The following is a 13,249-nucleotide window of genomic DNA, read 5'->3' as shown; positions in this document are numbered from 1 at the left end:
GCCGCGCATGAAGGCGGCCGTGATCGCAGAGCGCGGCGCCACGCCGGTGCTGACCGACTTCCGTGCCCCCGTGGCGCAGGAGGGCGCCGTGCTGATCGACGTCGACACCGCCGGCCTGGGCGGCTGGGACGTGTTGGGCGCCTACCGCCTGGGCATCGAGTTCCCGTGCGTGATCCGCGGCGAGGGCGTGGGCCGCGACCCGGCCGGCCGGCGCGTGTACTTCGGCGAGCGCTCGGTGCAGCCCTTCGGCGCCTGGGCCGAGCGCACGCTGGTGCCCGCCGCCGAGGTCTGGCCGGTGCCCGACGACATCGACGATGCCACGGCCATCACGCTGGGCATTGCCGCCACCGGCGCCTGGGTGCCGCTGGAGCAGGCGCGCATCCAGCCCGGCGAGCAGGTCCTGGTGCTGGGCGCCACCGGCACGCTGGGCCAGCTCGCGCTGCAGATGGCGCGCCGCCTGGGCGCGGGCCGGGTGGTCGGCGCCGCGCGCTCCGGGCCGGCGCTCGCGCTGCTCAAGTCCAGGGGCTGGGCCGACGCGGTGGTGCAGCTGGGCGGCGACAACGACGCCGCCGCGCTGAAGCAGGCCGCGGGCGAGGGCTTCGACGTGGTGCTCGACCTGGTGTGCGGCGCGCCGATGATCGCGGCGCTCAAGGCCACGCGCTGGGGCGCGCGCGTGCTGACCATCGGCACCGGCGCGGGCCGCCAGGTGCAGCTGGACATCGCCGACCTGCTGTTCCGCACGCTGTCGTGCATCGGCACCGGCCAGCGCCCGCCGGCCGACCGGCAGGCGATCTGGGAGCGGCTGCTGCAGCTGCACCGCGAGCAGCCGTTCGAGGTGGACCAGCAGCACTTCACGTTCGATCAGGCCCCGCAGGCCTGGGCCGCCCAGGTGTCCAGCCCGCACGGCAAGATCACCACCAGCGTGCGCGAGCGCAAGGCCTGATATAAGAATAAACACCAATGTCATTGTGACGTTGGTGTTGATTTAATCGGCGTCATTGCCACTACCGAGAGGTGTTCGATGACGACCCAAGCCACGACCGATTTCCCCGCCGTCACCGATCCGGTGGCGGTGGCCCGCAGCCTGGTGCCCCTGCTCGCGGCCAACGCCGCCGCGGCCGAGAAGGACCGGCGCGCCAGCGACGAGAGTATTCGCGCACTGCGCGAGGCCGGCCTGCTGCGCATGATGTTTCCGCGCCGCGCCGGCGGCGCCGGCCACAAGCTGATCACCCACGTCGAGACCGTGGCCGAGCTGGCCAAGGGCTGCGCCGGCACGGCCTGGGCGTTCGGCCTGCTGTCGGGCGTCACGGCCTCGGTGGCCTCGATGCCGGCCGTGGTCGCCGGGCAGGTCTTCCAGACCGGCAACGAGCTGGTCTGCAGCGTGGCCGGCCAGACCGGCACCGCGCGCGAGACCGGCGACGGCTACCTCATCGACGGCGCCTGGGGCTATGCCTCGGGCTGCCTGCATGCCGACTGGGCGCTGAACGGCGTGCGCATCCTCGACCGCGACGGCCAGGTGGTGGACGCCGGCTTCGCGCTGCTGCAGATCGACGGCGCCCAGGTCACGGTGCGCGACACCTGGCAGGTGGCCGGGCTGGCCGCCTCGGGCAGCAACACCGTGGTGGCCGAGAAGGTCGCCGTGCCGCGCACGCGCGTGCTGCGCTTCTCGCAGATGCGCCAGGGCGCCGGCCAGCCGGTCTCGGCCGCCGCGTCCGCGCTGGAGCCGCGCGACCGCTGGCCGGTGGAGCCGCTGTTCCCGCTGGGCGTGCTGTCGCCGATGCTGGGCGCGGCCACGGCCCTGCTCGACGCCGTGGTGGCCTCGGCCAGGCAGCGTCCCATCATCGGCTGGAAGTACGCCAACCAGGCCGACTCGCAGGTCTTCGTCAACCAGATCGGCGAGTCCGCGCTCGACATCGACGCGGCCTGGCTGCACGTGCGCCGCGCGGTCTCGGCGGTCGACGAGACGGCGCAGCAGCGCCCGCTCACCGGTTTCGAGAAGGCGCGCGTGCAGGCCGACTGCGGCCATGCCATGCGCCACCTGCGCCGCGCCGGCGAACGCCTGATGGACGTGGCCGGCCCCGGTGCCTTCGCCGCCGCCAGCCCGCTGCAGCGCTACTGGCGCGACCTGAGCGTGGGCACGCGCCACACCGCGCTCAACAGCGCGCTGTCGTCCGAGCTGTACGGCCGGGCGCTGCTGGGGCTGGACTCCAACCTGCAGCTGCTGGCCCGCATCGACGCGGGCGCCTGAACCATGCGCAAGACCCCTCCCGCCGCCACGCCCGTGCCGGCCCCGCGCCGCCGCGCGGCCACCGTCGCCGCCGTGCAGGCGCCGGACCAGGACTTCCGCAGCCGCGTCGCCGCCGAGAAGCGCGAACGCATGCGCGAGCGGCTGGTCGAGGCCACGCTGCAGGCCTATGCCGGCTCCACGCCCGGCCTGCGGCCCGTGATCGACGACGTGGTGCGCGTGGCGGGCGTGTCGCGCGGCAGCTTCTACAAGTACTTCGATTCCATCGAGGAGATCCTGCCCGAGCTCGGCCAGCGCATGGCCGACGACATGGTCGACACCTTCCAGCGGCTGTTCGGCGACATCGCCGACCCGGCCGTGCGCATCGCCGTCGGCCCGCTGCTGAGCCTGTGCCGTTCGGCGATGGACCCCACGCACGTGGCCTGCACCGCCAGCGTCGACTTCGGCGCCTACTTCGCCACCGGCCGGCTGCACGGCATGGTGGTGACCGACCAGCTGCTGGCCGCGCGCCAGGCCGGCGTGCTGCACTTCGAGTCGCTGGAGGCGGCCATCGACCTGGCCATCGGTGCCTCGATGGAAGGCTCGCGCCGCGTGCAGCGCCTGCCCCGGCTCGATGCCGCCTACGCCACGGCCCTGGCCCGCGGCGTCCTGTGCGGCCTGGGCATGACGCGCGCTGCCGCGCGCCGCGCGGCCGACCAGGCCTGGCAGCTGCTGATGCAGCGCTGCGCCACGCTGCCGTGGTGGCGGCCGGCGCAGATCCAGGCGGCCGATGGCGCGCCAGCGGAGCCGCTGCGATGAACGCCCCGCACCTCGCGGCCGCGGTCGCCGCCGGCGTCGACCCGCGCGCGCTGCGCAATGCCTTCGGCCAGTTCGCCACCGGCATCACCGTGGTCACCACCACCGACGAGGACGGCGCGCCCGTGGGCCTCACGGCCAACTCGTTCACCTCGGTCTCGCTGGACCCACCGCTGGTGCTGTTCTGCCTGGACCGCCGTTCCGCCAGCCTGGGCCGCTTCATGAGCGTGCCGAGCTTCGGCATCAACGTGCTGGGCAGCGCGCAACAGGCGCTGTCCAGCCGCTTCGCCTCGCGCCACGTGGAAGACCGCTTCGCCGGCATCGGCTGGTCGCTGCGCTCGCCGGGCGTGCCCTGGCTGGAGGGCGCGGTCGCGCACTTCGCCTGCGACACCTACGGCATCCACGACGCGGGCGACCACCTGGTCTTCATCGGCCATGTGCGGCATTTCGAGACCGACGCCGAGCGCGAGCCGCTGCTGTACTTCCAGGGCCGTTACCACGTGCTGGCCAGCCCGGACGCCGCCGCATCTTCCTGACACTCCAACCCGAGGGCATCACCATGCGCATTCCCGACACCGCCACCATCCGCCGCTTCATCGTGCGCCAGGCCGCCGCCTGGAACAGCGGCAACCACGACGACTTCATCGCGCTGTACCGCGAGTTCGCGCCCCGGGCGCTGACCATCGAGTACGTGGGCAAGGCCACCATGACGGGCGAGGCCGCCTGGGCCGGCCTGCAGTCCATGTGGGACGGCTACGCACGGCTGGTGAAGATCCAGCCGGTCGAGGTCATCGTCAACGGTGCCAGCGTCGCCTGCTACTACCGCAACCTGTGGGCCGAGAAGGCCGAGTTCAGCACCGGCATCGAGATCTACGAGTTCGGCGAGGGCTCGGTGACGCTGCGCGTCTTCCACTGAAGCGCGCGCTGGCGCGCCGGCCGGTCCGCCAGGGCCAGGTAGCGCGCCAGCACCGCGCTGTGCGGCAGCAGGGCCCGCGCGTGGTCGAACAGGCTCATGAATAGCACGTCGGCCGCGGTGAAGCGCTCCCCCAGCAGGTAGGGGCCGCCCTCGCGCAGCGTGTGCTCGATGTGGTGGGCCATCTGCCGGTCCAGCGCCGTCATCGGCCGGTCCTGCGCCAGCAGGCCCGCGCCCTTCATGTAGTAGAGCGGCTCGGCCACGCCGACCTGGTAGAACAGCCAGCTCAGGTAGGCGCCGCGCAGCGCATGGCCGGGCGGCACGCCGAGCGGGCTGTGCGGGTGCAGGTCCGTCAGGTACAGCGCGATGGCGCCCGACTCGGTGACGACGTGGCCGTCGTGCAGCAGGGCCGGCGCATAGCCGTGCGGATGCGGATTCGGCGGGTCGCCGGGCAGGGCGCCGGGCGGCACCGGCGCGCCCGGGCCGGCCGCCACGATGACGACGCGGACTTCCGCGCCTAGTTCTTCCAGCAGCCACGCGATGCGCGACGAGAACGATCCGGGGGCGTGGAAGAAGGTCAGCATGGCGTGTTCCCTGGTGCAGCTGCCGGCGCGCAGCATGGAACGAATTTAATAGACACAAAACAGAAAAGTGTTCAGGGTTTACCTTGTCACGGATGTGGCATCAACAATCTAATATCAGAACCACATTCTTCAAATAGAACTTTCTGGAGACCGAACATGTCGCTGTGTATGTTGATCGCCTGCAGCTGGGCCGCCTCCATGGCAGGTTTGGCGGCACCCATTGCACCCGTGGCGACGGCCGCGCCCACGTACCCCCACAAGCTGATCACCTTCGTCACGCCGTTCACCGCAGGTGCCGCGCCCGATGTGCTGGTGCGTGCGCTCGCCGCCGAAGTTGCGGCCGAGGCGGGCGTCAAGGCCATCGTGGAGAACAAGCCGGGTGCCAGCGCGATGCTGGCGGCACAGTCGGTGGCCAGGGCCGCGCCGGACGGCTACACCGTGCTGGTGACCGGCAACGTGGCCTTCACCGGCAATCCGCACGTGTTCAAGAAGCTGCCCTACGACCCGGTGGCCGACTTCACGCCGGTCAATACCGTGGCCAAGGGGCCGATGATCCTGTACGTGAACCAGCGCAAGATGCCGGTCGACAACATCGCCAGCTTCGTCGACCTGGTGCGCAAGAACCCGGGCAAGTTCTCGTTCGCCTACACCAGCATCACGAGCCGGCTGCCGGCCGAGGTGCTGCGCAAGTCCGCCGGACTGGACATCGTCGGCGTGCCCTACCGCAGCGGCAACGCCGCGCTGCCGGATCTGGTCAGCGGCGAGGTCGACATGCTGTTCACCGACCTGTCGGGCATGCCCTTCGTGCAGTCGGGCAAGCTGCGGCCGATCGGCGTGACCGACGCCGCCCGCAGTCCGTTCGCACCTGAACTCGCCACCTTCGAGGAGGCCGGCGTGCAGCGCATGGACATCGGCTTCTGGCTCGGCGTGTTCCTGCCCGCCAAGGCCCCGCCCGAGGTGGTGAACCGGCTCAACGCGCTGCTGGCGCGCGCCGCGGCCACGCCGGCGGCCAAGGCCGCCAACGACCGCCTGGGCACAGTGCCCACGGTGCTGCCGGCCGGACAGTTCGGCCGCTTCGTGGTGCAGGAAAGCCAGCTCTGGGGCCAGATCGTCCGCGACGCCGGCATCCAGGCCGAGTAGGCCACCAGCCCCTTCCCGTTCGCGCGGCTTCGCGCGTCCTTTCATCCTCAGTGCAGGCGCGGCCGGCCCCAGGGGCCGGGCGCAGCCTGCGCGCACCTGGAGCACCCTGCGTGCAATACAAGCAACTGCTGTCCGCCGTGGCAGCCCTCGGTACCGTCGGCATCGCCGCGGCCCAATCCTCCGTCACCGTGTTCGGCAAGCTCGATGCCGGCTATGTCAACAAGATCGGCAGCAAGACCGCCCAGGGCACGAATGGCATGGGCGAGGGCGCCCAGAGCCGCATCGGCTTTCGCGGCACCGAAGACCTGGGTGGGGGGCTGTCGGCCTTCTTCTGGCTCGAGCACCGGCTGCGCTCGAACACCGGCGAGTCCACCGCCGTGCGCTTCTGGCAGGGGCAGTCCATCGTCGGGCTGAAGGGCGGCTGGGGCAGCCTGTCGTTCGGCCGTGACTACATCGCCGGCTATGTCGAGGTGCAGATGACGCCCGACCCGTTCATCCACACCGGCGTGTCGTCGATGGTGGCGTTCGGCAACGGCAACATCGGTACCGTGCGCAACGACGGTGCCATGACCTACAAGTTCGACGCCGGCGACTTCGGCATGCAGGCGCAGATCGCGAACGCCAGCCATCCGAACTCCACGACGCTGCCGGCGCCCGCGACGGCCAGGCGGCCCAAGGGATTGAGCCTGACCTACCGCGCCGGCCCGGTGTATCTGGGCTATGGCTACGAAGACCCGGGCGGCCGACACGACCACTGGCACTTCGCCACCGCGCGTACCGAGGTCGGGCCGGTCACGCTGGCCGGCGGCTATGGCCGTGGCCGCACGGACACGCTGGAGCAGCGCCGCAGCTGGATCGTCGGCGCCTACCTGCCGATCGCCTCAGGTCGCCTGAAGCTGGTCTACGGCGACCTGGAGAACACCAGCGGCAAGCAGACGATCAGCCGCAAGTACGCGCTGGGCTACAACCACCACCTGTCCAAACGCAGCTTCCTGTACGCCAACATCGCTCGGGACACCGAGGCCTGGGCCGACCGGACCGGCGTGGACATCGGCCTGCAGCACAATTTCTAGGCGGGCCGCGCGGCGTCCTCGATCGACAGCCGGCGCGTCAGCGGCAGCAGCGCCAGGCCCAGCAGCGCCGAGGCGACGAGCGCGGTGGCGACCGAGCTGCGGCTGGCCAGCGCGCCCCACAGCGCGGCGCCGCCGGCGCTGGCGCCCATGATGCTCATCTGGTAGATGGCCATGCCGCGCGCGCGCAGCGCCGGCGGCAGCAGCAGCTGGGCCGACATGGTCAGCGTGTTGACGCCACTGAGCCAGGCCGCGCCCGACAGCGCCAGCGCGGGCAGCACCAGCCACAGGCTGGATGCGAGCACGGCCACGACCGTGGCCAGCGCATAGGCCAGCACGCTGGCATCGACCACGCGGCCGCGCGGGCGCACCGACGGCAGGCGCGGCAGCGCCAGCGCCACCAGCACCGCGCCCGCGCCGGCGGCGGCCAGCATGGCGGTGTAGAGGGTGGCATCGTCGCCGAGCCGGCGCGCCAGCAGCGGCATCAGCGCCACCAGGCCGATGGTCTGCACGAAGAACACGAAGGCGCGCAGCACGATGGCGCGCAGCTGCGGCGTGCGCACGGTGTAGCGCACGCCTTCGGCGATGGCCGCCGCCAGCGGCGGGTGGACACGACGCACCGGCGCCGGGCCGGCCTGCGGCACGCGCGCGCCCAGCACCAGCGCACAGGCCACGAGCGCCATCAGTGCGTTGGCGGCGAACACCGCCGCGCTGCCCAGCATGGCGATCATCGCGCCGGCGATCAGCGGACCGACCACGCGCGTGAGGTTCATCGCCAGCGCATTGAGCGTGAGCGCGGCGGACAACTGGTGCACCGGCACCAGGTCGGGCACCAGCGCGGCGAACGCCGGGAAGCGCACCGCCAGCCCGATGCCGTTGGCCACGCACAGCGCCAGCAGCAGCATGGGCGTGGCGGTGCCGGTGGCGGCCACCACGGCCAGCACGATGGCGACCACGGCCAGCGCAGCCTGCGCCACGGCGTAGACGCGCCGGCGGTCGAAGCGGTCGGCCAGCGCGCCGCTGGGCAGGCCGAGCAGGAACAGCGGCAGCGTGCCGGCGGCCTGCACCAGTGCCACCATGAGCGGGTCGTCGGTGAGCTGCGCCATGCGCCAGGCGGCCGTGACCTCGTGCATCCACATGGCCACGTTGCCGGCCAGCCAGGCCAGCCACAGCCGCGCGAATGCCGGGCTGGCCAGCGTGGCGCGCAGGGTCGCCGGGTCGCGGGGCTCAGGCACCACGCGCGACGACGTCGATCAGGTCCGCCATGGTCGGGTTGTGCGCCAGCATGCCGCCGTCGGCGATGTAGGTCTGGCCGTTGATGTAGCGCGCCTCGGCGGACGCGAGATGGCAGACCAGCGCGGCGATGTCCTCGGGTTCGCCGAACTCGGGCACCAGCAGGTGGCGCTGCATCACCTCGATCACGCTCGCCGCAGCGCCGCGCGTGCCCGGCGTGAGCACCAGGCCTGGCGCCACCGCGTTGCAGCGGATGCCCTGGCGCCCGTGCTGCGTGGCGATCTGCCGCGTGAGCCCGACGATGGCGGCCTTGCTGACCGGGTAGGCCAGCCGCGTGATGTCGCCCGCGAAGCCGCCGGTGGAGGCGGTGTTGACGATGGCGCCGCGGCCCTGCGCGATCATGGTCGGCAGCGCGTACTTGCAGCCGGCCAGGTAGCCGCGCAGGTTGACGGCGAACACCAGGTCCCAGGTGTCGAAGTCGATCTCGATGGCGTTGCGGTCGCGCGCATGGACCTCGGGCGAGCTCAATGCGGCGTTGTTGTGCAGCACGTCCAGCCGGCCGTGGCGTTCCACGCAGGTGCGCACGACGCGCTCGATCGAGGCGACGTCGGCCGCGTCGAAGGCCTGGGCCCAGGCGGCCGGGCCGAGCGCATCGGCCAGCGCGCCGGCGCGCGCGCCGTCGACATCGGCGACCACCACCTGCGCGCCCTCGGCCACCAGCCGCCGGCAGGTGGCCTCGCCGATGCCGGAGGCGCCGCCCGTGACGATGGCGACCTGGCCGTCGAAACGGCCGGGCCGCACCGCCGGCAGGGGCGGCATGGCGGGCTTCATGCCGCCGGTGCGGCTGCGAAGCCGCGGAACTGCGCCAGGTCCAGGCCCTGGGTGGGCGGCGGCTTCAGGAAGTAGCGGATCGACAGCCGGCCGGGCGTGAAGCTGTAGGTCTCCAGGCTCTCGATCGCCAGGTCGGTGCCGACGATGCAGTTGCGGTGGTGCGCCGCCGCCTCGTGGCCGTTGACGATGCAGGTCACCACGTCCAGCGTGATCTGCCGGTTGTGCTTGTCCCACATCTCCTCGATCACGAACCAGCCGTCCTGCTGGTCGTCGCGGCCCACGTACTCGATGTCGAGCGCCTCGGGCGCCATGGCGCGGTACAGCGCCAGGAAGCCGGCCTTGTCGTGGGCGTTCCAGCAGGCCACCTGGCCGTGCATGAAGCGCTGCACCGCTGCCGGGTCGATGGGGGCGGGGGCGGCGGCGCTCACAGGTCGGCTCCGCGCACGTTGCGGGCGCTGCCGTTGCGCCGGTCGCTCTCGCCCCAGCCCAGCCAGCGGTCGGGCTCGCGCGTGTCGCCCACGCGGCGCCAGCGGCCCTGCTGCTGGGCGGTGATCGGGAAGCCGCCGACGAAGTCCACCATCTCGCCGCGCGCGTCGGGCAGGAACTCCCATTCCTCGCCGCCTTCCAGCACGATGCGCGCCTTGTCGACGAAGTAGCTGCCCGGCTTGTGCGAGGCCAGGCCTTCGATGTCGGTGGTCACGCGCACCTTGCCGGTGTGGTCCTGGAAGATGGCGTAGCCCAGGTGGTCGTGGCCGACCATGAACGAGCCCACGTCCCAGGTGCCGTCCTTGTAGACGGTGGCGAAGGTCCACCAGATGACGTGCATGTTGTTGTTGACGACCAGGTCCTTCTTGAAGTGGATGGCGCCGCCCTCGGCCATCCAGGCCTGGTCCAGCGCGATCAGGCCCTTGACCGGCCGGCCTTCGCAGGTGCCCTGCAGGTCGTACACCTGCGAGACGTAGAAGGTGCCCCAGTCGCGGCCCGGCAGGTACCACTGCATGCCGGTGCCCAGCAGCGGGCCCTGCAGGTCGAACAGGCCTTCCTCCTTCCAGGTCAGGCGCTCGCCCGAGGCGGTGATGCGCCAGGGCTGGCCTTCCTCGCCGGGCTGGTTGGTCCAGACCGCCGCGCCGTTCTCGAACGCGCGCGTGGCGAACTCGGTGCGGGCCTGGGCGGCCGAGCGCGGCTTGTCGATGCGGTAGTTCTGGCCGTCCAGCCGCGTGGACTGGTAGATGAAGCGGGTGGGGTTGGGCGAGGTGCCGGGCGCGTTGACGGCCCGCACCATGGCGTAGCCGTGGCCTTCGTCGTCCTTGAGCACGGCGAAGGGCATGTGCTTGGTCAGCTTCAGGCCGAAGTGGTCGCGCAGGTCGAACAGGCTCTCGCCGCTGACCTGCTGCGGGCCGGCCAGGCATTGGAACGCGAAGTCGCCGCGTTGCAGCGTGGGCTTTTCGAACACTCTCATGTCATCGTCTCCTTGGGTTGGGGGAACGGCCGCGCAGCGGCATCGGCCGTCCGAGGGTCGAGCCGGGGCTCGGAAGGGCTGAACCGCGGGTAGCGGCCCATCAGCAACAGCAGCAGCGGGCCGGCGACGCAGGCGAGCGCGCACGAGGCCAGGATGGCGTCGTAGCCGTCGCTGCCACGCAGCATGGCGGCGAACGCGAAGGGGGCGAGCGCGGAGCCGACCGTGACCAGGCTCAGGTGCAGGCCGAACACGCGGCCGTAGTCGCGCAGGCCGAAGTAGCGCGAGACCAGGTAGGCCGCCACGTCGAACTCGGCGCCCGAGCCGATGCCGCACAGCGCGGTGGCGACGATCAGCCAGAGCAGCGGCGTCTGCGCATCGGCCTGCAGCAGCAGCGTGCAGCCCACGGCGGGCAGGGCCAGCGCGACGGCGGCCACGCCGGGCGCCCAGAGCCGGTCGATCAGCAGGCCGACGACGATGCGGCCGGCGATCAGCGCGACGCCGAAGCTGCTGAAGATGGCGCCGGCCTGCGCGGCCGACAGGCCCAGGCCGCGCAGCACCGGCAGGATGTTGGCCGCCATGCCGTAGATGGCCGAGACCACCAGGCCCAGCGCCAGGTTGCAGAGCCAGAACTTGCGGTTGCGCAGCACGCGGGCGAAAGGCTCGCCCTGCACCTCGGGCGGCGTGGGCGCGCCGGGTGCGGCGGCCTGCGGCGGCGGCAGCCGGCCGGGCAGGCCGCGCCAGGCCAGCGACAGCCACATCGCCAGCGCCACCAGCGCCAGCACGGCATAGCCGGCCTGCCAGCCCCATTGGGCCATGGCCTGCGACAGCAGCGGCGGCAGCAGCGCGGCGGTGAGGCCGGTGCCGCACAGCACGATGGACAGTGCCAGCCCGCGGTGGCGCGTGAAGCGCAGGCTCACGGCATGGCTCCAGGTCACCGGCGTGGTGCCCAGGCCCACGAAGGGCAGCACGAAGTACGCGGCATAGAGCCAGCCGACCGAGCCCTGCAGCTGCGTCATCGCGAGGAAGCCCGCGGCCACGGCCAGTGCGGACACGGCCGTGACGCGGCGCATGCCGTGGCGCGCGTTCAGCGGCCCGGCCAGGTTGACCGACAGCGCGCCGCCGGCGGCCAGGAAGCTCACGGTCAGCTGCAGGTCGGCCCGGTCCCAGCCCAGACCGGTCTCCAGCGGCACGATGAAGCTGCCCAGCGTGTAGATCAGCAGCGCGGACACGCTGGTGGCAACGCCGGCCAGGGCCATCAGCAGCGTCGGCCAGCCCGCCCTGAACTCGCCATCGGGCGCCGTGGTGGCGGCTGCAGGCTTCACCGTCTTGGGCCCTGGGCCTGGCATCAGCGCAGGAAGCGCTGTACGCGGCTGGCGGCCAGCTTGCCGGGCAGGCCGTTGATGCCGCCACCGGGGTGGATGCCGGCGCCACCGAGGTACAGGCCCTTGACGGGCAGCGTGTCGCCGCCCAGCCCGGCGGCCGGGCGCATGGCGGCCGAGCGCGTCGTCGAGGTGTCGATGTGCACGACGCAGCCGTTGTGCACGTTCAGCCGCTTGGCCAGGTCGGGCGCGGCCTCGACGCGCCGGCCGATCTCGAACTCCACCAGTCCCTCCATGTAGCCGTCGGCCTGCTCGATGATCTGCTGGCCGACATCGGCGCGGATGGCATCCCAACCCTCGCGCGGGTTCACCGGCATCGCGATCGGATAGAGATAGGCCACGTCCTGACCAGCGGGTGCCTGCGTCGGGTCCACGGCGCTCGGCGCGGTGATCCACATGTAGGGCTGTTCGGACACCTCGCCGCGTGCGGCGCAGCGGAAGTTGTCGAGCACGGCCTCCTCGGTGCCGATCAGCAGCACGCTCTTGCGCAGGCTCAGACCGTCGGGACGCAGGGCCTCATACCTTCCGAACGAGACCTGCCCGCGCAGCGCCACGTCGACCTTGAGCGGCGCGCCACCGTGGGCATTGGCCGGCGCCAGCGCCACGCGCGTGAGCAGCCGCTTCTCGATCTGCCCGGGCGTCACCATCTCCAGCGCCATCTTCGGGTGCAGCGTGGCGATCACCGCGCGGGCCTTGACCACGCGCCCGCCGGCCAGGCGCACGCCCTGCACGGCGCCGTTGGCGGCCACGATCTCCTCGACCGGCGCCGACAGCAGGAGCTCGCCACCCAGCTCCTTCAGCCGCGCGGTCATCGCGCCGCTGAGCTTGTGCATGCCGCCGACCACGCGGCCCACGCCGAAGCGGTGCAGGAAGCCGAGCAGCGCGAAGTAGATGCCGGTGCCGTCGTTGGTGATGGGCCCGGCCGCGCCGACCAGGGCGCACAGCGCCGACACCGTGACCGGGTGCTCGAAGCGCTCCTTGATGGCGGCATAGGCGGAGCCCGACAGCAGGGCCATGATGTCCGGCTTCAGGTGCTTGTTGCGCATCAGCGTGCGCAGGGCCTGCCACTTCGCGCCGATGTTGCGGCGCGCCGGGTCGACCCGCATCATCGGCACGGCCATGTCGATGAAGGCGTAGATGACCTGCATGAACGCCAGGAAGGCCTCGGCATCGGCCGCCGAGAAGCGGCGGATCTCGGCCGCGGTCTTCTGCGGATCGCGCCAGAACACCAGCGAACTGCCGTCCGGATGCAGGTAGACATAGCCCGGCGTCATCTCCACCTGGCTGAAGCCGTGGCGCTCCAGCTCCAGCTCGATCGGCATCATCGGATGCACGCGCAAGGACATCAGGTCCAGCGCGCAGGTGTGGACCAGGTGTTGCGGCGCCTCCGGGATGGCGTAGCTGGAGGTGGCCATGCCGCCGGCCTTGTCCAGCGCCTCGATGACCACCACCTTCTTGCCGGCCATGGCCAGGTAGCAGGCGGCGGACAAGCCGTTGTGGCCGCCGCCGACGATCGCCACGTCGTACTGCACAGATTCCATCGATGCTCCTTGAACTCTTTCTTAATTGAGTCACAATTGACAAAAGTGTTCAAATTATG

General features: G+C 71.7%; 14 protein-coding genes. 7 read left to right on the top strand and 7 right to left on the bottom strand.

The annotated features are described in order from the left end of the window. The first annotated feature begins 7 nt into the window (after nt 1-7). The 5 genes from ACSQ4M_RS35195 to ACSQ4M_RS35175 all read left to right on the top strand — a co-directional run bounded on the left by ACSQ4M_RS35195 (nt 8) and on the right by ACSQ4M_RS35175 (nt 3,956). Complete coding sequence (locus ACSQ4M_RS35195; RefSeq protein ID WP_436194155.1) at nt 8-943, top strand: quinone oxidoreductase family protein; 936 nt, start codon at nt 8-10, stop codon at nt 941-943. A gap of 78 nt (nt 944-1,021) precedes the next feature. After that, complete coding sequence (locus ACSQ4M_RS35190; RefSeq protein WP_436194154.1) at nt 1,022-2,248, top strand: acyl-CoA dehydrogenase family protein; 1,227 nt, start codon at nt 1,022-1,024, stop codon at nt 2,246-2,248. Nucleotides 2,249-2,251: 3 nt separating this feature from the next. Continuing rightward, on the top strand, nt 2,252-3,043 hold the full coding sequence (locus ACSQ4M_RS35185; RefSeq protein ID WP_436194153.1) for a TetR/AcrR family transcriptional regulator: 792 nt from the start codon (nt 2,252-2,254) through the stop codon (nt 3,041-3,043). Next, nucleotides 3,040-3,576: a flavin reductase family protein gene (locus ACSQ4M_RS35180; protein WP_436194152.1), complete on the top strand. Its 537-nt coding sequence runs from the start codon at nt 3,040-3,042 to the stop codon at nt 3,574-3,576. Before ACSQ4M_RS35185 ends, ACSQ4M_RS35180 begins: the two co-directional genes overlap by 4 nt. A 23-nt stretch (nt 3,577-3,599) precedes the next feature. Then, nucleotides 3,600-3,956 carry a nuclear transport factor 2 family protein gene (locus ACSQ4M_RS35175; RefSeq protein ID WP_436194151.1) on the top strand — a complete coding sequence of 119 codons (357 nt, stop codon included), beginning with the start codon at nt 3,600-3,602 and terminating at the stop codon, nt 3,954-3,956. Here ACSQ4M_RS35175 and ACSQ4M_RS35170 read toward each other — a convergent pair. Next, nucleotides 3,911-4,537: a glutathione S-transferase family protein gene (locus tag ACSQ4M_RS35170; protein WP_436194150.1), complete on the bottom strand. Its 627-nt coding sequence runs from the start codon at nt 4,535-4,537 to the stop codon at nt 3,911-3,913. The genes ACSQ4M_RS35175 and ACSQ4M_RS35170 overlap by 46 nt on opposite strands. Nucleotides 4,538-4,693: 156 nt before the next feature. Between ACSQ4M_RS35170 and ACSQ4M_RS35165 the strand changes: the two genes are divergently transcribed. Together ACSQ4M_RS35165 and ACSQ4M_RS35160 are read left to right on the top strand one after the other, a co-directional pair. Continuing rightward, the gene (locus ACSQ4M_RS35165) at nt 4,694-5,677 is read left to right on the top strand and encodes a Bug family tripartite tricarboxylate transporter substrate binding protein (RefSeq protein ID WP_436194149.1); all 984 of its coding nucleotides are present in this window, start codon (nt 4,694-4,696) and stop codon (nt 5,675-5,677) included. Nucleotides 5,678-5,787: 110 nt separating this feature from the next. Further along, nucleotides 5,788-6,750 carry a porin gene (locus ACSQ4M_RS35160; protein ID WP_436194148.1) on the top strand — a complete coding sequence of 321 codons (963 nt, stop codon included), beginning with the start codon at nt 5,788-5,790 and terminating at the stop codon, nt 6,748-6,750. Here ACSQ4M_RS35160 and ACSQ4M_RS35155 read toward each other — a convergent pair. From ACSQ4M_RS35155 to ACSQ4M_RS35130, 6 genes are read right to left on the bottom strand one after another with little or no spacing between them, the layout of a single operon-like run. Continuing rightward, nucleotides 6,747-7,982, bottom strand: a complete 1,236-nt coding sequence (locus ACSQ4M_RS35155; RefSeq protein ID WP_436194147.1) for an MFS transporter — start codon at nt 7,980-7,982, stop codon at nt 6,747-6,749. The two genes, ACSQ4M_RS35160 and ACSQ4M_RS35155, sit on opposite strands and share 4 nt — an antisense overlap. Further along, a complete protein-coding gene (locus ACSQ4M_RS35150) occupies nt 7,975-8,799 on the bottom strand; it encodes an SDR family NAD(P)-dependent oxidoreductase (protein WP_436194146.1) in 825 nt (274 codons plus the stop codon). The genes ACSQ4M_RS35155 and ACSQ4M_RS35150 overlap by 8 nt, the downstream gene beginning before the upstream one ends. A gap of 8 nt (nt 8,800-8,807) precedes the next feature. Next, complete coding sequence (locus ACSQ4M_RS35145) at nt 8,808-9,239, bottom strand: nuclear transport factor 2 family protein (protein ID WP_436194145.1); 432 nt, start codon at nt 9,237-9,239, stop codon at nt 8,808-8,810. Continuing rightward, nucleotides 9,236-10,270, bottom strand: coding sequence for a hypothetical protein (locus ACSQ4M_RS35140; protein WP_436194144.1), 1,035 nt, complete (start codon nt 10,268-10,270; stop codon nt 9,236-9,238). Before ACSQ4M_RS35140 ends, ACSQ4M_RS35145 begins: the two co-directional genes overlap by 4 nt. After that, entirely contained in the window at nt 10,267-11,592 is a 1,326-nt protein-coding gene (locus tag ACSQ4M_RS35135) for an MFS transporter (RefSeq protein WP_436194143.1), read from the bottom strand. Before ACSQ4M_RS35135 ends, ACSQ4M_RS35140 begins: the two co-directional genes overlap by 4 nt. 23 nt (nt 11,593-11,615) lie before the next feature. Beyond that, nucleotides 11,616-13,190: a phytoene desaturase family protein gene (locus ACSQ4M_RS35130; RefSeq protein WP_436194142.1), complete on the bottom strand. Its 1,575-nt coding sequence runs from the start codon at nt 13,188-13,190 to the stop codon at nt 11,616-11,618. Nucleotides 13,191-13,249 lie beyond the last annotated feature (59 nt).

It is taken from the genome of Pseudorhodoferax sp. LjRoot39 (assembly GCF_964253035.1).
In the GTDB taxonomy this organism is placed as follows: Bacteria; Pseudomonadota; Gammaproteobacteria; order Burkholderiales; family Burkholderiaceae_C; genus Pseudorhodoferax.
This window is presented reverse-complemented; position numbering and strand designations above follow the sequence as displayed.